At 39.1% G+C, this 19,497-nt stretch carries 17 protein-coding genes; 1 reads left to right on the top strand and 16 read right to left on the bottom strand.

What is annotated here, in order from left to right; all coding sequences use genetic code 11:
* Nucleotides 1–3: 3 nt before the first annotated feature.
* The 16 genes from murG to mtnP form a co-directional block, all read right to left on the bottom strand.
* On the bottom strand, nt 4–1,110 hold the full coding sequence (gene murG, locus EO114_RS05230; protein WP_127061928.1) for an undecaprenyldiphospho-muramoylpentapeptide beta-N-acetylglucosaminyltransferase: 1,107 nt from the start codon (nt 1,108–1,110) through the stop codon (nt 4–6).
* Nucleotides 1,111–1,120: 10 nt separating this feature from the next.
* Nucleotides 1,121–2,473 (bottom strand): UDP-N-acetylmuramoyl-L-alanine--D-glutamate ligase, encoded by a 1,353-nt coding sequence (gene murD / locus EO114_RS05235; RefSeq protein WP_127061930.1) that lies wholly within the window; start codon nt 2,471–2,473, stop codon nt 1,121–1,123.
* Nucleotides 2,474–2,534: 61 nt separating this feature from the next.
* Nucleotides 2,535–3,497 carry a phospho-N-acetylmuramoyl-pentapeptide-transferase gene (gene mraY / locus EO114_RS05240; protein ID WP_127061932.1) on the bottom strand — a complete coding sequence of 321 codons (963 nt, stop codon included), beginning with the start codon at nt 3,495–3,497 and terminating at the stop codon, nt 2,535–2,537.
* A gap of 17 nt (nt 3,498–3,514) precedes the next feature.
* Nucleotides 3,515–4,879 (bottom strand): UDP-N-acetylmuramoyl-tripeptide--D-alanyl-D-alanine ligase, encoded by a 1,365-nt coding sequence (gene murF, locus EO114_RS05245; protein ID WP_009354194.1) that lies wholly within the window; start codon nt 4,877–4,879, stop codon nt 3,515–3,517.
* Between the two features lies 1 nt (nt 4,880).
* Nucleotides 4,881–6,365, bottom strand: coding sequence for a UDP-N-acetylmuramoyl-L-alanyl-D-glutamate--2,6-diaminopimelate ligase (locus EO114_RS05250; RefSeq protein WP_127061934.1), 1,485 nt, complete (start codon nt 6,363–6,365; stop codon nt 4,881–4,883).
* A gap of 48 nt (nt 6,366–6,413) precedes the next feature.
* On the bottom strand, nt 6,414–6,821 hold the full coding sequence (locus EO114_RS05255) for a hypothetical protein (RefSeq protein ID WP_127061936.1): 408 nt from the start codon (nt 6,819–6,821) through the stop codon (nt 6,414–6,416).
* Between the two features lie 15 nt (nt 6,822–6,836).
* Nucleotides 6,837–7,769 (bottom strand): 16S rRNA (cytosine(1402)-N(4))-methyltransferase RsmH, encoded by a 933-nt coding sequence (gene rsmH, locus EO114_RS05260; protein ID WP_127061938.1) that lies wholly within the window; start codon nt 7,767–7,769, stop codon nt 6,837–6,839.
* Between the two features lie 10 nt (nt 7,770–7,779).
* On the bottom strand, nt 7,780–8,217 hold the full coding sequence (mraZ, locus tag EO114_RS05265) for a division/cell wall cluster transcriptional repressor MraZ (RefSeq protein WP_009353022.1): 438 nt from the start codon (nt 8,215–8,217) through the stop codon (nt 7,780–7,782).
* A 410-nt stretch (nt 8,218–8,627) separates the two neighbouring features.
* Nucleotides 8,628–9,872, bottom strand: coding sequence for an aminotransferase class I/II-fold pyridoxal phosphate-dependent enzyme (locus tag EO114_RS05270; RefSeq protein ID WP_127061940.1), 1,245 nt, complete (start codon nt 9,870–9,872; stop codon nt 8,628–8,630).
* 278 nt (nt 9,873–10,150) lie between these two features.
* A complete protein-coding gene (locus EO114_RS05275; RefSeq protein ID WP_009353026.1) occupies nt 10,151–10,861 on the bottom strand; it encodes an ABC transporter ATP-binding protein in 711 nt (236 codons plus the stop codon).
* A 1-nt stretch (nt 10,862) separates the two neighbouring features.
* On the bottom strand, nt 10,863–11,621 hold the full coding sequence (locus EO114_RS05280; RefSeq protein WP_009353016.1) for an ABC transporter ATP-binding protein: 759 nt from the start codon (nt 11,619–11,621) through the stop codon (nt 10,863–10,865).
* A 9-nt stretch (nt 11,622–11,630) separates the two neighbouring features.
* Nucleotides 11,631–12,644: a branched-chain amino acid ABC transporter permease gene (locus EO114_RS05285; protein ID WP_127061942.1), complete on the bottom strand. Its 1,014-nt coding sequence runs from the start codon at nt 12,642–12,644 to the stop codon at nt 11,631–11,633.
* Nucleotides 12,641–13,522 carry a branched-chain amino acid ABC transporter permease gene (locus EO114_RS05290; RefSeq protein WP_009353024.1) on the bottom strand — a complete coding sequence of 294 codons (882 nt, stop codon included), beginning with the start codon at nt 13,520–13,522 and terminating at the stop codon, nt 12,641–12,643. Before EO114_RS05290 ends, EO114_RS05285 begins: the two co-directional genes overlap by 4 nt.
* A gap of 10 nt (nt 13,523–13,532) precedes the next feature.
* Nucleotides 13,533–14,681 carry an ABC transporter substrate-binding protein gene (locus EO114_RS05295; RefSeq protein ID WP_127011080.1) on the bottom strand — a complete coding sequence of 383 codons (1,149 nt, stop codon included), beginning with the start codon at nt 14,679–14,681 and terminating at the stop codon, nt 13,533–13,535.
* A 422-nt stretch (nt 14,682–15,103) separates the two neighbouring features.
* On the bottom strand, nt 15,104–16,348 hold the full coding sequence (locus EO114_RS05300) for an adenosylhomocysteinase (RefSeq protein WP_127061945.1): 1,245 nt from the start codon (nt 16,346–16,348) through the stop codon (nt 15,104–15,106).
* Between the two features lie 32 nt (nt 16,349–16,380).
* Nucleotides 16,381–17,175, bottom strand: a complete 795-nt coding sequence (gene mtnP, locus EO114_RS05305) for an S-methyl-5'-thioadenosine phosphorylase (RefSeq protein ID WP_009353014.1) — start codon at nt 17,173–17,175, stop codon at nt 16,381–16,383.
* A gap of 202 nt (nt 17,176–17,377) precedes the next feature.
* Here mtnP and EO114_RS05310 point away from each other — a divergent pair, with 202 nt between their 5' ends.
* Complete coding sequence (locus EO114_RS05310; protein ID WP_127061947.1) at nt 17,378–19,480, top strand: nitrilase-related carbon-nitrogen hydrolase; 2,103 nt, start codon at nt 17,378–17,380, stop codon at nt 19,478–19,480.
* Nucleotides 19,481–19,497: the final 17 nt, after the last annotated feature.

Genomic DNA, 19,497 nt, shown 5'->3' on the forward strand with positions numbered 1-19,497 from the left:
TTCCTATAATCTCTTAATGGATAGAGCCAATGTAGCAATTTCTATAGCTGCCTTAGGCTTTCCTAATTGTAATGTAGCTTGGGCCATGCGTTGGCGACATTCTTGATCCTCTAACATAGCATCTACCGATTGTAATAATCTTGTACCATCTAACTCTTTATCTACTATCATCGTAGAAGCACCTGCCTCTACAAATGCTTTTGCATTGAAAGTTTGATGGTCAGCAGCTGCATAAGGGTAAGGAATTAAAATAGATGGTATACCACGTACAGCCAATTCTGCCAAGCCAATTGCTCCTGATCGGAAAATAGCCATATCTGATGCAGCCATGGCCATATCCATATTATCTAAGTAAGGGACAATATATGATGTTGGGCTGTAACCCCCCCCCTCTTGTATACCTAAGCTTTCACAAACATGACTGTATTCATCAGTTCCTGTAGCATGAATAATTTTAATATCCTCTCTACCTTTATAATGTTCATGGACAGCTAGCATAGCCTTATTAATACTCCGTGCACCACGGGATCCACCAGCTACTAAAATAGCTGTTTGTGTTTCTTGTAAGCCGAAATACGCCCTAGCTTCTTCTCGATTCGCAGTCACCACATTGGGGCGCACAGGGTTCCCTGTATACACTACTTGCTTTGCATTCGGAAAATGTGGAGTCGCTTCTTCATATCCTACCGCTACCACATCTACAAAGCGACTTAAAATTTTATTCGTTATACCTGGCACTACATTTTGTTCTTGGATTAATGTAGGAATTCCACGCAAAGCAGCTGCTAATAATAAAGGACCACATACATAGCCACCAGTACCAATCACAATATCTGGTTGAAACTTAGAAATTAAGCGATTCGCTTTCCATAAAGATGATATCGTTTTTCCTACAGTAACCAATGTATCTAAAGATAATGTACGCTGTAAACCTTGTACCGGCAATGTGGTAAATGGAATTCCTTCTTTAGGAACAATACGGGACTCTAGGCCTCTTTCAGTTCCTACATAGAGAAAGTTAGCATCTACCATTGTTTCTAATGTTTTATAAATCGTGAGGGCTGGATAAATGTGTCCTCCAGTACCGCCACCTGAAATCATGATATTCATGTATATCCCCTTACAATCGTTCTACCAATCTTCGGAAGTGATCTCCTCTATCTTCAAATCGTGCATACCAATCGAAACTTGCACAAGCCGGAGATAATAATACTACATCCCCATCTTCCGCAATACGAGCACTTAGGGATACTGCCTCTTCCATAGATTCACAACGATGAATGTGTGGCACTCCCACTTTGACAGCAGCTTCTGCAAAACGTTGTGCTGCTTCACCAATAAGAATTAGCTCTTTTACATTAGTTTTCACTAACTCCATCATTTCTTCCAGATCTGTCATTTTATCTTTACCACCTGCAATCAACACAAGAGGTGAGGTAAAGGATTCTAAGGCTTTAATAGTGGAATCCGTATTAGTTGCTTTAGAATCGTTATAATAGGTAACTCCATGCAAGGTACGAATGCGTTCCAAACGATGAGCTACACCATGAAATTTTGCAATAGCCTGATGGATATCTTCTACAGCTACACCCAATGCATATGTTAAGGCAATAACACTCAGAATATTTTCAATATTGTGAGATCCTGGGATATGAATATCTTTTGTAGTGATAATTGGGACTGCTTTCCCTTGCATCACTGCATAACATGTATTATTGTCAAAATAAGCTCCATCTGTGACAGGTCTTTCTTGGCTAATTCCTAACACATGTCCTTTTACTCGTTTTGCCATATCTGCCACAATCGGAGAATCAAAGTTTAATACTGTCCAGTCCCCTAATTCTTGGTTACGGAAAATATTTTCTTTTGCCTCTTGGTATCGTTCCATGGTTTTATGGCGTAACAAATGGTCTGGTGTCACATTTAGCAAGATAGCCCCTTTAGTGCGAAACTTATCTATACTCTCTAATTGGTAAGATGAAAGCTCTGCTACTAATACACCTGTTTCAGGTACTGCCAAGGCTTGTTCACTCAAAGAGTAACCAATATTACCACCTACATAAACATCCCATTTTGCTTCTTTCAATACTTCTGCCAACAAAGAAGTCGTTGTCGTTTTACCATTCGTACCTGTGACGCCTAAAATTGGAGCTTTTGATACTTCATAAGCAATTTCTACTTCCCCTACTACGGGAATATTTCTTTTTTTCGCCTCTTGAATAATAGGTATCTCTAAAGAAATACCAGGTGATACAACCACTCTTGTAGCGGTATCTAGCAACACAAAATCTTGTTGCCCTGTAATCACTTCTATATGACTCTCTGCCAAACGCTGACTTTCAGTCTGATCAAAATCAATTTTTTTATAATCATTAAGCGTTACAGTAGCGCCTAATTTAGCCAATGTATGGGCTACACCAATACCACTAAGTCCCGCACCTAATACCAATACATGAGAACCTGAATAATCCATTCTAACCACCTAACCCTATATGCAAGAATAACGGCCCTTACTAGTAGAGCCGTAATCTATATTATTTCATGCTTAACAGTACTATACCTAAGAAAGCCATTACTAAAGAGACAGCCCAGAATACATATACTACTTTTCGCTCACTCCAACCACCTAATTCAAAGTGATGGTGAATCGGACTCATACGGAAAATACGAACCCCTCTAGTTTTAAAAGATGCTACCTGTAAAATAACAGATAATGCTTCTACTACAAATACAAAGCCTATCACAATTAATAGAAGTTCTGTTTTTGTGGCAATAGCCATCCCTGCAAAAGCACCACCTAATGCTAAGGAGCCTGTATCACCCATAAACACTTTAGCTGGATTCGCATTGAAATATAAGAATCCTAAGCAAACTGCGCTTACGACAATACCAAAGAAGGTAACACTTAAAGAACCTACTAATAATCCTACCACTGCAAAGGCAGCCCCTGCAATAGCAGAAATACCAGTTGCTAATCCATCTAAGCCATCTGTTAAATTAACAGCATTAGTGGTTCCCAATATAATAATAAAAGCTAGCGCATAATAGGCATACCCAAGATCTACAGTGATATCCACTAAAGGAATCCACAAAGTAGTTGGCAAGGCTGCATAGGCGATTGAGATATAACAAAATATGACAGCCAATACCGCTTGACCTAGTAATTTTTGTTTTGCCGTTAATCCTAAGTTACGACGTTTGACAGCTTTGATAAAATCATCACTAAATCCTAATGCACCATGGCCTAAGGTTAAAAATAATAGCATCCACAATGTTACAGAATAGGGTGGTACTATGCAAACTGTAATGACTAAAGCTAGCATCATAAATAATCCGCCCATTGTTGGTGTCCCAGCTTTAGCTAAATGTGCCTGAGGTCCATCTTCACGAATCGACTGTTGTGCTTTCAATCGCTGCAATAGAGGAATCCCTATTTTACCGAATACTAATGTACTTACTAGGGCTAAGCCAAAGGCTAATGCATAGTCCATATTCATGTCACATGTCTCCTTACTTATTCATGTCGTTCTTTAAAATCTTCTATAATACGTTCCATTTTAAGACCACGAGATCCTTTTACTAGAATCACATCGCCATCTCGTTTTACATCATAATAGGCATTGGCAATATCAAGATGACTTTTCCCTACATACACATAAGGAACACCCACTTGTTTAGCTATAGAAGCAGTGGTTTTCATCATATCACCAAAAGTAAATACCATATCATAGTGCTCTTCTCCAAGAAGTTTACCAATCTCTTCATGAGCTAGTTTAGAATGGTCTCCCAATTCTAACATATCTCCTAGCATAGCTATTTTACGAGCTCCTTGTAATTGACTCATGGCACGAATGGATTCTGCCATACTATTTGGGTTCGCATTATACGCATCATTCAGAACTGTAAAGGTTGGAAATGCTACAATTTCTTGACGCATTGGAATTCCTGGAAATTCTTTAAAAGCTTCCACAATTTCAGCTTTTGGTACACCCAAAATCGTGCCAACTGCAATAGCGGATAAAGCATCATATACATTGTGAATACCAATCATTGGCAAAAATACTTTCCATTCACCAGAAGTATCCCGAACAGTAAAATTAATGCCTTTTGATGTATATTCTAATTGAGTCCCTTGTACGTGAGAACCCTCTTGCATACCATAGGTCATAACCTTTGCATCCGTTACCTGTTCCATAGGCAATACAAAAGAATCATCATGATTCAACACAGCTGCCCCCGTACTCGGTAATGCTTCTATCAATTCTTGCTTAGCTTTTCCAATATTTTCTTGAGACCCTAATAGTTCAATATGGCTAGTACCTACATTAGTAATAACTCCTATTGTAGGTTCTGCAATCTCCGCTAATTCAGCAATTTGACCAAGCCCACGCATCCCCATTTCAAGAACGCATACATCATGATCTTCCGTCAATTGCAATAACATCTTTGGAACACCAATTTCATTATTATAATTTTTCTCTGTTTTTAATACTGTAAAAGCTTTTTCCAATACAGCACTAATCATTTCTTTTGTTGTTGTTTTCCCAGAGGAACCAGTGATTCCAATAATAGGGATAGGAAAGCGTCTACGATGATAGGTTGCTAACTGCTGATACGCCTGCAGTGTATCTTCTACTTCAATACAGACTAAGCCCTCTATCGTTTTTCCTCGTTTTACTACAGCACCTGTAGCACCACGTTCTTTGGCAACTGTTAAGAAGTCATGACCATCAAATGTCATTCCTTCCAAAGCAACAAATAATCCATTTTTTCCAATTGTACGGGTATCAGTTGATACATCAGCAAAGGAACAAGTACTTGTTCCTGCATAGAACCCTTGTGTTGCCTCTAGAACTTCTTGCACTGTAAATTGTGCCATATTATTTCTCCTTCAAGGCTTCTCTTGCCACTTCACGATCATCAAAATGAATCGTTTCATCTTTTAAAATTTGATAATCTTCATGACCTTTACCAGCAATAATAACTACATCTCCAGTAGTCGCCTCTCCGATTGCTTTATGAATAGCTTCACGGCGGTCTACAATCACTTCATAAGTCACAGCATCATGTAATCCTTCTTTCACCCCTACTTCTACATCTTTTACAATTTGTATAGGATCTTCTGTACGTGGGTTATCGGAAGTCACAAACACTCGATCTCCAAACTGTGCTGCAATACGCCCCATGATTGGACGTTTCGTAGCATCTCGATCACCACCGCAACCAAAAACAACTAAAATACGGTTATCAATAATTTTCTTCGCTGTTTGTAAAATGTTTTCTAGTCCATCTGGTGTATGTGCATAATCAACAACCACTGCAAAATCTTGTCCTTCTTCAATGAGCTCAAAACGTCCTGGCACGGCCGTAAAAGTAGTTAAAGCACTTACAATCTCCTCCATCGTCAATCCTTCATATAAAGCCGCTCCTACCGCAGCCAAGGTATTATACACATTGAACATACCCGCAATTTTCGTGGAAATTGAATAGCTTTTTCCATCATAGGACAAGTTGAACTTAGAAGATTTAGCAGTAATAGCTAACTCAGAGGCATTCATAGTACCTTTACCTTCTGTACTATACGTAATCATAGGTGCTGTAGTCACATCTACAATAGCTTGACCGTAATCATCATCTACATTTATAACAGCGCCTTTACCTTCTTTCATCTGATAGGATGCACTTACTTGTTTAAATAGCTTAGATTTTGCTGCTAAATAATTATCGAATGTCTTATGAAAATCCAAATGATCTTGAGTTAAATTAGTAAATACAGCTGTATCGTACTCTACCCCCGCCGTACGACCTAATGCTAGCGCATGAGAAGATACTTCCATAATACAATGTGTCACACCAGCATCCACCATTTGCTGTAAAATTTGCTGTAAATCCGCTACATCTGGAGTTGTATTATGAATTGGATAAGATTGATCATCAATCAAAATATGAACTGTACCAATAATCCCCACTGTATAACCTTGGGATCGTAGCATATGTCCAATAATATGTGTAGTTGTAGTTTTACCATTTGTTCCGGTTACACCAATCATCCGCATTTTAGAAGCTGGATAATCATAGAAGAATGGAACAGCATCTTGCAAAGCTTGACGCGTATCGTCTACGTATAGAACGGTTACATTATCTGGTACTATGACTGGTTTTGATGCAATAATCGCCACAGCCCCATCCTCTATAGCCTTATTCACAAAGCTATGACCATCGACAGTAGCACCTACTAAACATATAAATAAACTTCCTTCTTGCACTGTTCTGGAATCCGCAGTAATATGACTTACTACAGATGTTACAGGACCTTCTACCTTCTTAGGAGATACAATTTTTACTATTTCTTCCACTCGTTTCATCTGCATTCCTCCAATCAAAGTGAAAGCAGCCCAAAAGGACTGCCTTCATTATTCTCTAATATCCTTTTTCATCGTAACATTACGTTCTTCCACTGTATTCTTGCTAGTGTAAACGAAATTATCTGGTAATACCATGCCAAGTTTTTGTTGCGCAATCTTTTGAATGCGTGTAGGAGATTTTAACTCTGCTAATACTAGATTATACTCATAATTAGTGCGATTTTCTAAAACTATTTGATCTTGTAGATTGACAGTTTCTTTTCTTGTATTTTCTGTGACACCAGTTAATAACAAACAAATCATACCGAATACAATTCCCATAAGAACTGTAGCCAAACAGTGTCGCATATCTGGCGTAAGATCCATAATAAAGTCAGGGGTATTGGATTTCTTTCTTCTGACTGGTTCAACATAGGGCGCTGATTGTTCCCAATACGCGGCCTTTCGCACTAACATAAATATTCCTCCTAACTATAATTTTACGGCTACCCTTAACTTGGCACTACGGGACCGTGGATTTACTCCTACTTCTTCTTTGCTTGGCTCTACAGCCTTATTCTTAGCTTTCACTGTTGGCACATGATGACATACACAGACTGGTAAATTAGGTGGACATGTGCAACCTTGAGATAATTCTTTAAAAGTTTGTTTGGTGATTCTATCCTCTAGAGAGTGAAATGTAATCACAGCTATTCTTCCATCAGGCTTTAGCATGGATGTAGCATCTACAAAAGCATCATGCAAAATTTGAAGCTCCTGATTCACTTCGATACGAAGTGCTTGAAAGGTTCGTTTTGCTGGATGCGGACCATCTTGTCTAGCCTTTGCAGGTATGGCACGTTTAATGATATCCACCAGCTGAAATGTAGTCACTATAGGCGATTCTTCTCTAGCTTCCACAATAAATTGAACAATTCGTTTCGCCCAACGCTCTTCCCCATAGTCCCAGATAATACGATACAAGTCATCATTCGAATAGGTATTTACTATTCTTTCTGCCGTTAAGGATCCACTTTGATTCATACGCATATCCAAAGGTCCATCTTGCATATAAGAAAACCCTCGATCCGCTGTATCTAATTGATGACTAGAAACCCCTAAATCGAATACAAATCCATCTACTTCATAAATACCTGACTCTTGTAAAGCTTGTTTTAAGTTAGAAAAATTTGTTTGAATCACTTTCACCTGGCAAGACAAATCAGATAATCTCTGAGAGGCTGCCTCTAATGCCGCTACGTCTTGATCTAAACCAACAATCATACCTTTTGAGGATAACCGTTCTCCAATAGCGTGGGAATGTCCACCACCACCTAATGTACAATCCACATAGGTTCCATCTGGTTTAATTGCCAATCCGTCTAGCGTTTCACTGAGTAATACACTCACATGATGAAAGTCCATAATGCCTCACTTAAAATCCAATATCGTCCAAATCAAGTTCTTCTGCCATCGCCTCAATATTACCATAAATTTCGTTGTTATACGCTTCCCAACGAGTTTTACTCCAAATCTCGATGCGTTCACCATTACCAACTACAACTACATCTTTTTTTAATTCCCCATGAGCACGAAGATTACTAGGTATTAGTACACGACCTTGTTTATCAAACTCAAGGTCAGCAGCACCACCTACAAAAAAACGCACTAATCCACGTTGGTTGGCTTTATTAGAGCTTTGAGAACTTAATTTTTTTGCAATTTCATCAAACTTTTCTTGTGTGTAAATGGCTAAGGTGTTATCAAAATATCTAGTAACAACACAGGTATCACCTAGTTGTTCACGCATTTTGGCAGGAACTATCATACGTCCTTTACTATCAATTGTATGTGAAAATTCACCTTTAAACATAGCAAGGACACCTCCTTTTCCTACACCTTCTCGCCCTTATTACCACTATATGGTAAATTTTACCACAATTCCCCACTTTTAACAACAAACAAATACTAATTTAATAGATATTTATACATATTATTTTCTCATACTCATTACTACCGAACATTATTGCTAATATTTATTAATATGTTCGTATATTTCACTTTAATATCGAACATTTTATTATTTAAAAAAGGTGGTAAAAAGTGGGAGTAATTTTACATATTTTGCCAATATTTATATAAAATGATATCCAATTAAACAGTGCATCCCTAATCCTTATACTTACTAATTTTAAAACAAAAAAAGATAGCCAAATCATTGATTCAACTATCTTTTTATCACTTCTATAGTAACTATTCTATTGTCTCTATTTTTCTCTTAGTTTATAATTGCCCCACTCGTTTCATAGCATCGTAAATTCGCTGTGCCAATCCAGTAATTTGTCTTTTAGGAATGGAACATACAGCAATGCGAACACCACCTGCTACAGGAATTAAAAATACATTTTCTTTTTTCAATTCATCTGCCAAGGCCTTTGGATTATCGCTTGGAATTGTTGCAAAGAAGCCACCCATGTATGGCAACATTGGTAAGCCAATCGCTTTTCCTTCACATTCCAAGATACCTGCCCGTTCTTCTACGAGACGAGAGTAGCAATTACGTTCCTCTTCATAACGCTTTAATTTTTCAGGATCAAGCACGATATTAGCAACCGTACGCATAGCAGGTCTATTAATGTTAGACCAAGTACCACGAGATGTCATTTGGTTAATATCAAAAAACTCCTGTGCCACTTCTTTATCAGAAGTAATACCTAACATACAACCAACACGTTGACCATACATGGTGAATCCTTTTGAAATACTATAGCATACAACTGTTAAAATATCTTTTGACAAATGCTCAAACTTTTTAAAGAATCGACGTACATCTTCTTTAGGTCCGGAGAAATCAATATACGCAGCATCTACACCAATAATAACTTTATTTTTACCTGTATTCACTATACCTTTCACTAAGTCTAATACATTATCCCAATCGCTGTCGCACAAGGAAAACCCTGTTGGATTATTGCCAGGTGTGTTAAAAATAACTACCACATTTTCTTGTTTCTCAGCAATATCTAGCACTAAAGATTGCAAAGCTTCAAAATTGAACTTATAGTTCTCATCAAATAGTGGGTATGTAACTAATTCTCGTCCATTATCTTGGCATATTTGCTTGTATGCCCCCCAGTACCAATCAGCGGTGATTACCTTATCACCTAGTTCTGTATAATTGTGAACCAAGTGATGAATACCACCTGTACCACCCGCTGTGGCTATCCCTTCAATATAGGCATCTGGCCGAGATTGTCCAAAACATTCTTGTTTACATGCTTCCACAAACTCTTTTAACCCTTCAATCGGTGCATATGCAACATATTCATTACGTGGCAAATTACGAAACTCATCTTCTACCACCTTCAAGAAAACAATATCGCCATTTTCATCTAGGATAGATCCGACAGTTCCAATTAATACATTTTCTTTGCCATATTGTTTCGCTGCCTCTTGAGCTTGTGAATTTGTCGCAAAGATAACATCATTTGCTTTTTTCCCACGCGCTTGTTTTGCTGCCATACTCATAGTAAACACCTTCCTATATTAGTTATATATTTTATATTTATAATACTAGTTTACAAGAAAAATCATTCTCCTACAAGACATGTAGCTCATGTATACACAATAGTTTTTATCACCATTCAATTTTCTTTATATTGTAAAGAATAGATTCTGCACACTCTTATGATAGTATACATATAGTCACTTTCTATCGGCAGCAACCACAAATCGAAAACACTTAAACTAAAAAGCAGATACACAACCATAATGGATTGTATATCTGCTAATTATTTTAGAGTATTCTATTCTACTTTACCGCCTAAGTATGCTTCCATCACTCTAGGGTCGTGACGAATTTCTTCGGCTGGTCCTGAAAGAACGATTTTACCTGTTTCTAATACATATGCATAGTCAGCGATTTTCAAAGCTTGACGTACGTTTTGCTCTACTAACAATACTGTCGTTCCTTCGGCGCTAATCTCTTTGATAACTTCAAAGATTTCATTCACTACCAAAGGCGCCAAACCCATGGATGGTTCATCTAGTAACAACAGTTTCGGACGAGCCATTAAAGCACGACCAATGGCAAGCATCTGCTGTTGTCCACCAGATAAGGTACCACCTAATTGGTAACTACGTTCGTCAAGAATAGGGAATCGTTTGAACACTTTTTTAATATCATCGTTGATTTCAGCATCCTTACGAATATAGGCTCCCATTTCTAGATTTTCGTAAACACTCATATCTTGTAATATTTGACGACCTTCTGGGACGAGGGAAATACCAGATTTCACAATATCATGGGTTTTCATAGATGTAATATCTTTACCTTCAAAGGTAATGCGACCTTCTGTAGGTTTTACTAAACCCATGATAGAACGCATGGTTGTCGATTTACCAGCACCATTGGCACCAATCAAAGATACAATAGAACCTTGAGGAACTTCTAAGTTAATAGATTTTAAGGCTGTTATATGACCATAACCAGCTACTACATTTTCAATTTTTAACATATTATTCCTCCTTTCCTAAGTACGCTTCGATTACATCTGGATTGTTTTGAATTTCTTGTGGAGTTCCTTCTGCAATCTTTTTGCCGAAGTTCAACACTGCTAAGCGGTCACAAATATTCATCATCAACGCCATATCATGCTCGATGACCACCACAGTAATACCTAAATCACGGATTTTTCCGATCAATTGGCGCAACACCTCTGTCTCACTATCGTTCATACCTGCCGCAGGCTCATCCAATAAAATCAATTGTGGATGCGTTGCTAAAGCACGAGCAATTTCTAAACGACGTTGCTTACCATATGGTAAGGATGTAGCTACTTCTTCAGCATCTTCCTCTAACCCAACCAATTTTAAAAACTCGTAGGCAATACCACGGCAACGCTCTTCTTCAATGCGTTGGCGTTTTGTATGGAAGAAACTAGACAATACTCCAGAACCTGTACGACAATGCATACCTGTCAGCACTGTCTCCAAGGCCGTCATATTACCAAAAAGGCGAATATTTTGGAACGTTCTAGCAATGCCCATTTCCACCGTACGATGTGGTTTTATGCCCACTACATTCATACCGTCAAAGACAATATTACCAGTACTTACAGGGAACACTCCAGTAATTAAGTTGAATAACGTAGTTTTACCAGCACCATTAGGTCCAATAACACCAAAGACTTCCCCTTGATTCACTTGGAAGGTAACCCCTGTCAAGGCAGCCACACCGCCAAAGCTTTTACTTACATCATCTAATTGTAATAGCATGGTTACCTCCTATTCTTGACCAGACTTGCTCTGTGTTTTATAAGCTTCAAAGCGTTCTGTTAATACTTGTGATTCTGGAATGTATGGTTTCTTATTTACACCTACTTTACGATAGATTTTGTCCATTAATTCTTCTGTCAAAATACCATCTGGGCGAACAGCCATCAAGATCACCAACAAGGCACCATAAATAATATCACGATAGTCTGCTAAGAAACGTAATACTTCTGGTAGCAATGTCAAAATGAAAGAGCCTAGTACAGATCCCCATACTACATTAGAGCCACCAAAGACTGGGAACAATAAAATTTGTACTACTTTGTGATAGCTAAAATCTGTAGGGTTAATAAAGTTTGTAATATGCGCATACAAACCACCGCCAACACCGGCAATAAAAGCACCGATGACAAAGGCTAACATTTTGTAATACACTACATTGATTCCCATTAATTCTGCTGCATGGTCATCTGCTTTAATCGCTTGGAATGCACGACCTACACGACTATTGTGGATGCGTAAGCAGAACAGAATAATCAATGCTAAAATAACTAGCAAAATGATGATGGTCAACAAGTTACCCCATGTTAATGCATCGATATCTAACAAACCGTCCATATCAAATTCATACACATAATTTGTCAATTCTTGCGCAATAGCTGGAATCCCCGAAAGTCCTAGTGCACCATGTGTCACTTCTAAGTTCAAGAAGATAACACGCACTACTTCACCAAAGCCTAACGTTGCAATCGCCAAGTATAAGCCTTTCAAACGTGTCGTAGGTAAACCAATCACAATAGCTACTAAGGCCGCTACGATACCACCAATGAAGATAGCAATCGGAATCGGCATTTCAACTTTCAGAGTAAGTAAAGCACCTACGTAGGCACCTACGCTCATGAAACCAGCCGCTCCCAATGTCAACTGCCCTGTAGAAAGGGTGAAGAAAATGGAAATACCCATAATGGCATTAATAATGAAGAACATTACAATTTGTAGATAATATGGATTTAAAATTTCACTCATGGTCGTCCCCCCTTATCTTTGGATCCGAATAACCCTTGTGGTCTCCAGAACAATAAGAGAATGATTAACCCAAAGGCTACAGCATCACGGTAAGAAGATGCTCCATAAGCAACAGAGAATACTTCTGATACACCTAAGATGAATCCACCTACCATGGCACCGGTAATATTTCCAAGACCACCCAAGATTAATACAGCTAATCCTTTAAATCCGATGACAACACCCATCATAGGCTCTACGGCATCGAAAGATAAGCCAACTAATACACCAGCTGCAGAACCTAACGCAGAAGCGAGCATCACTGTTACAGAAATAACCAAAGTAGGGTTAATACCCAATAGAGATGCAGTTTCCGTACTCAAGGATACAGCACGAATGGCTTTACCGATTTTAGTTTTTTTAATGAGTACATTTAAAATCAACATTAACACAATAGATACGCCAAGACCAATGATTTGAACCATAGAGATTTTGAACATACCAAAATCGATAAGTCCACCAATAAAATCTGGTGGGAAAGAACGTGTTTGTGGGCCCCATACAAGCAAGGCTATACTTTCAATAAAAATAGATACGCCAATTGTGGAAATCAATGGCGCCAAATGGGATACATTTTTCTTACGAAGTGGACGAAGTGCCACAAACTCTAACAAATATCCAAGAATTGCCCCTACGAGCATAGCCACAAGGATGGCTACGAAGATATTAGCTTCAAAGACTGTCACCATAAATAAACCCACGAAGGCACCTATCATAAAGATGCCTCCGTGAGCCATGTTGATGATGTTCAACACACCAAAAACCAGTGTCAATCCGATCGCTAATACTGCATAGAGACTGCCTAAAGTAAGGCCATTCACTAATTGCTGTAAAAACATCGTGTAACTCCTATTTTTGTAATGCGTCGAACTGACCGTTTTTAATTTGTAAAACTTGAACTTCCATAGATGGGTCACGCTTTTCGTTGAATTGGAATTTACCAGTTACCCCTACGAAGTCTTTAATACCTTTTAAGGCATTACGGAATTTTTCCCGATCTGTTGTAGAACCTGCTGCTTTTAAAGCTGCTTCGTACAAGAATACAGCATCATATGCTTGTGCTGCAAATTGATCTGGTTCATGACCATATTTTTCTACATAAGCTTTGCGGAAGTCGCGAACTTTTTGGTCATCTTTGTTAGGGAACCAAGGTGTACCAACGATAGCACCATCAGCAGCAGCGCCTGCATTTTTAATAAATGCTGGACTGTTGAAGCCATTAGAACCTACTACTGGTTGGTTCATACCAAGTTCACGCATTTTTTTCATAATCAATGCCCCTTCTTGGTACAAGGAGGCAACGATGATAATGTCAGGTTTTGCTTGTTGAATTTTAGTCAACTGTGCAGAGAAATCTGTATCTTTATCAGCAAATGTTTCTGTCGCTACAATTTGAACCCCTTCAGATTCCAATGCTTTTTTCGCTGTATTGTTTACAGAAACCATTTGGTCATTGTTGTTGGAATACATAATCGCTGCTGTTTTGAAACCTAATACTTTATGAGATTGACGAATCGCTGCATCTACTGCCAAAGATTCTGGTACAGCATTACGGAAAATATAATCTCCGATATCAGTGATGCCTTCTGCAGTTGTAGAAGTACCCAATGCTACGACTTTATTTTTGTTAGCAATCGGTCCTGCCGCCATCATTTCACCAGATAACATAGGTCCGATGACAGCTACGACTTTATCTTTAGCAATCACTTTGTTCATCGCATTGATGGCTTCGTTTTTGTCACCTTTTGTATCTTCCACTAACAAATTAATTTTTACATTGTTAGCATCTGCGTTAATTTGTGCTACCGCTAACTCTGCACCATTCTTAATAGATTCGCCATAGGCAGCTGCCGCGCCAGACGTAGTTGTCAGTAAAGCTACTTTTGCTTCATTTGCATTGTTTGTTGATGAACTATTGCCACCGCAACCAGCGATTGCCGCGGCTAAAATAGCTGTAGCACCCAATGCTAGTGCACGTTTGAACATGGATTTTTTCATGTTACACCCTTCCTTCTTAAAATTCCTCTTTTGGATTTTCTAACTGTGAAAGTCATCTTTACCTTTTTCACTTTATCAGCTTAAAGAACAAGTGATAACTCTATAGAAAATCTATGCTTTCCTATTATGAATGTAACATGAGTAGTTTGTCAAATATAAATATAAGAATTTAGTTATGAGTTTATTTAGTAAACCCATAGCGTATATTTTTCTTATTTTTGTATTCATCAGGCGGACAAACATCTTTTTTGAATAGTAAATATAGGAATAGATAGGTTCTGATAACAATTATATCCTTTTAGAAATATGATCCAATCTACTACTTTGCCATATTAAAACTGGCGACGAAAGTTAGCATTTTCATCGCCAGTTTAACACAATTGAACTTTTATTTACTTTGTATCAACAAATTTTCACCACTATTAATTCACAGTATACAAATAATCGTACTGTTCTTGTGTCAATGTATCTAAGTCATAGCCCATGGATTGCAATTTCAGTTTCGCAATTTCCGCGTCTACTTCATATGGTAATACATGCACATCATCTGCCATATCTGCGCCATGATGTAAGATGTACTCCGCTGCTAATGCCTGCATAGCAAAGGACAAGTCCATAATTTCTGCTGGATGTCCATCCCCTGCTGCTAAGTTCACAAGGCGACCTTCTGCTAGTACATACAATTGACGACCGTCTTGCATATGGTAGGATTCGATATTCTGACGAACTCGTTCATGAGATACAGCCATGGCTTCTAAATCTTTCACATTTACTTCGCAATCGAAATGCCCTGCATTACAAAGCACAGCACGGTCTTTCATCACGGCATAGTGCTCTTCTGTAATAACGTCTTTACAACCTGTGACAGTACAGAAAATATCACCGATTTTAGCAGCTTCCACCATTGGTAATACTTTGAAACCATCAAATACAGCCTCGATGGCTTTAATTGGGTCTACTTCTGTTACATACACGTGAGCGCCTAGACCTTTGGCACGAAGTGCCACACCTTTACCGCACCAACCGTAACCAGCAACCACTACATTTTTGCCTGTTACCGTCAAGTTCGTAGTACGCATAATACCATCCCAAACAGATTGGCCTGTACCATAACGATTGTCGAATAAGTATTTACAGTTAGAATCGTTCACAGCGATCATTGGGAATGTCAACTGTTCCGCTTCAGCCAAGGCTTTCAAACGGTGTACACCTGTTGTGGTTTCTTCACTACCGCCCAACAAACGTTCTTTTGCATCAGTTCGTATTGTATGTAACAAGCTTACTAAATCTCCACCGTCATCGATGATGATATGAGGTTTATGATCCAGTGCTTTATTCAAGAACATCGTATATTCTTCATCTGTACAGTTGTACCAAGCATATACAGTTAAGCCCATATCTACCAGTCCTGCCGCCACATCATCTTGCGTAGACAATGGGTTGGAACCTGTGACGATCACATCCGCACCACCACGTTGCAACACCGTAGATAAGTACGCAGTTTTCGCCTCTAAATGGACGGACACAACGATAGTTTGACCTTTGAAAGTTTGCTCTTTTTCAAAACGGTCCCCTAATGTGTTCAAAGTAGGCATGAAATTAGCTACCCAGTCGATTTTTTTACGACCTTCAGCGGCTAATGAAATATCTCGAATTAAAGATTGCATTGGCGTTCTCCTTTTAGATTCTTCACCATAGATTATAATTGAAAGCCACCATACTCAGCCATACGGTGATGAGCAGGATAATCAGCATTCACATCGATGCCTTTGATGACTTCTTTCACAAGCAATTGTAATTGCTCTGCCATTTGTTGCATCATGTCCACCACTTCGCCATGGGTCAATGCAGATTCAGAAATACCTGCGGCGTAGTTTGTGACCATGGAAATTGTCATATATGCCATTTCCGCTTCATTCGCTAAGGTCACTTCCGGTACGTTTGTCATACCCACTGTTTGGCCCCCTAACATAGCATACATGCGGATTTCAGCAGGAGATTCAAAACGAGGCCCCTCTGTACATACGTACGTGCCACCATTGTGAACCGTTAAGCCTAAGGATTTAGCTGCGCTTTCTACAATACCTCGCAACTCAGGGCTATATGGTTCTGTCACATCCACATGCGCCACCGGACGATCGCCTCCTTCATAGAAGGTATTCACACGGTTTTTCGTAAAGTCTAGGAATTGGTCCGTCAACACAAAATGACCAGGTCCAAAGTTTTGATCCAAAGAACCTACTGCTGTGGTAGAAACAATGTATTTCACGCCTAATTTTTTAAGCCCCCAAATATTAGCACGATAGTTAATCTTATGCGGTGGAATAGAATGATCTCGACCATGACGAGCTAAGAAATATACCGTCTTGCCTTCATACGTACCACACACATAGTGAATCTCACCATAGGGTGTCATAAGCGAAGATTCCGTCATAGTTTCAAACATATTTGGATCGTACACACCGGTACCACCAATAATAGCAATGGATGACATATCGTTCCTCCTTGTGAAAGATAGAAAAATATCTGTATGATTTTATTATAGCATGAAAAGGACAGTTTTGTGGAAATAGACTATCATTATTAGCAGTTATAAATTTTTTACCATTTTCTTCCTCACTACAAATCATCCATAAAATGCTATAATATACACACCAACTATCAACACTGTAATCTATTCTATAAAGGAGTTCTCCATGATTCGTATTGCTTTTGGACAAATTCAGGTGCACCCCGGTGATCCTGCTACAAACTTTCAATCTATGATGCATGCCATCGACTACGCCAAGGCGGTGAGCACGGACATCCTTATCTTTCCGGAATTGTGTCTCAGCGGATACATGGTAGGCGACTTGTGGGACCAAGTGCCTTTTATAAACGATTGTCTCTATTATGGTGACGAAATTGTTAAAGCCACCGCTAACACAAATCTCACCATTATTTTTGGTAATGTAGGAATCGATGAACATCTACGTAACTTGGACGGCAGCCTTCGCAAATACAATGCTCTATATGTAGCATCCAAAGGACAACTGGTATCCAATCCATCCCAGCCTTATCCATTTACAATTAAAACCTTATTGCCATGTTATCGGTACTTTAATGAACCTCGGCATTTCACTAGCGCCAATGTAGTCATGAAAGAGCGCAATCTTTCTTTATCGAATATCAATCAGCCTCTCACGATTTCCACTCGTCAAGGAGCTTTCACTATTGCTCCTGTTATCTGTGAAGATAGCTGGGACACGCACTATCCAGATTGTCCGACCAGTCTTATGGTAGAATCTGCAAAAGCGAAAGGTCAGCACATTGATCTGATTGTGAATTGTTCCTCTTCGCCTTACACAATTCATAAGCAAAAACAACGCCGCGCCCTATTTAGTGCACAAGCCAAACAATACAATACTCCTATTGCCTATACAAACCACGTGGGAATTCAAAACAATGGAAAAAATATCTGCATCTATGACGGTTGCTCCACGCTATATGACGTGAACGGTTCTGTTGTGGAGGAAGTACCTGCTTTTGAAAACACTGTACGACCTACCTTATTGAAAGATACCTTATGGCAGCCACTTTCACATGCCTCAAACGATTCAGATAATACATATGGGACAGTACCTAACTACATCCCTACCCTATTCAAAGCCCTTCAATACGGCATTCGTCAATTTTTAGCACAAACTGGGATTAAAAAAATTGTCATCGGTGCTTCTGGTGGCATTGACTCTGCCCTTAATGCTGCTTTGTACAGCACTGTATTAGCACCAGAAAATTTATACTTAGTCAATATGCCAAGCCGTTACAACTCAGATATGACGAAAGATTTGGCCTACCAATTAGCACAGAACATCGGTTGCCATTATGGCGTATTCCCTATCGAGGAAGGTGTGAACGCCACTATTGCACAACTAGAAGGTCAGACTTTTACAAAATCCCCTCTAAAGGCCTCTGGTCATGTACATAAGCATATACCAGCAGATGATGCTACTATCTCCAATTCTACTACAGATATTATATGTGAATCGCAGCAAATTACTACAAATCATATTGAGCAAACTCATGTGGATACCGACTTAGATACTACCATATTCTTACAGCTATCTACCCTTGCCAAAGAAAACATCCAAGCTCGTGATCGTTCATCTCGTATCCTAGCTGGTATAGCATCCGCTGTGAACGGGGCTTTCACGTGCAATGGCAATAAAACAGAGTTCACCATCGGTTATGCTACGATGTACGGTGATTTGGCAGGTTTCCTCGCTGTAACGGGAGATGTGTGGAAAACAGATGTGTATGCTTTGGCTAGCTACATGAATGAGCACATTTTTAAGCATGAATTAATCCCTCAAGGATCCATCGATGTGGTCCCTAGTGCGGAGCTTTCCGATGCACAGGATGTAACGCAAGGACTAGGTGACCCATTGCAATACGAATACCATGATTGCTTGTTCCGTGCCTTCGTAGAGGGTACACCACATACACTGCCTCATCAGCGTTTGCCTCCTGAGGATATCTTGTGCACCTACGAGAACGGTACATTGGAACACCTATTAGGATTGCCAAACCCAATTTCTCACTATTTCACATCCACAGAACAGTTTATCAACGACCTTGAACGCTGGTGGAAATCATTCAACGGCTTAGCGGTGGCAAAACGCATCCAATCTCCGCCACTGTTCCTTGTCAGTGAACGTGCCTTTGGTAGTGACCTAAGTGAAAGTCAATTAAAACCGTATTTCTCACGTACTTACCATATCATTAAAGAGAGAGTTCTATATCACCACACCAAAAAGTGAGTATATTTCTTAATTTT

The organism is Veillonella sp. 3627, from assembly GCF_003992195.1.
In the GTDB taxonomy this organism is placed as follows: Bacteria; Bacillota; Negativicutes; order Veillonellales; family Veillonellaceae; genus F0422.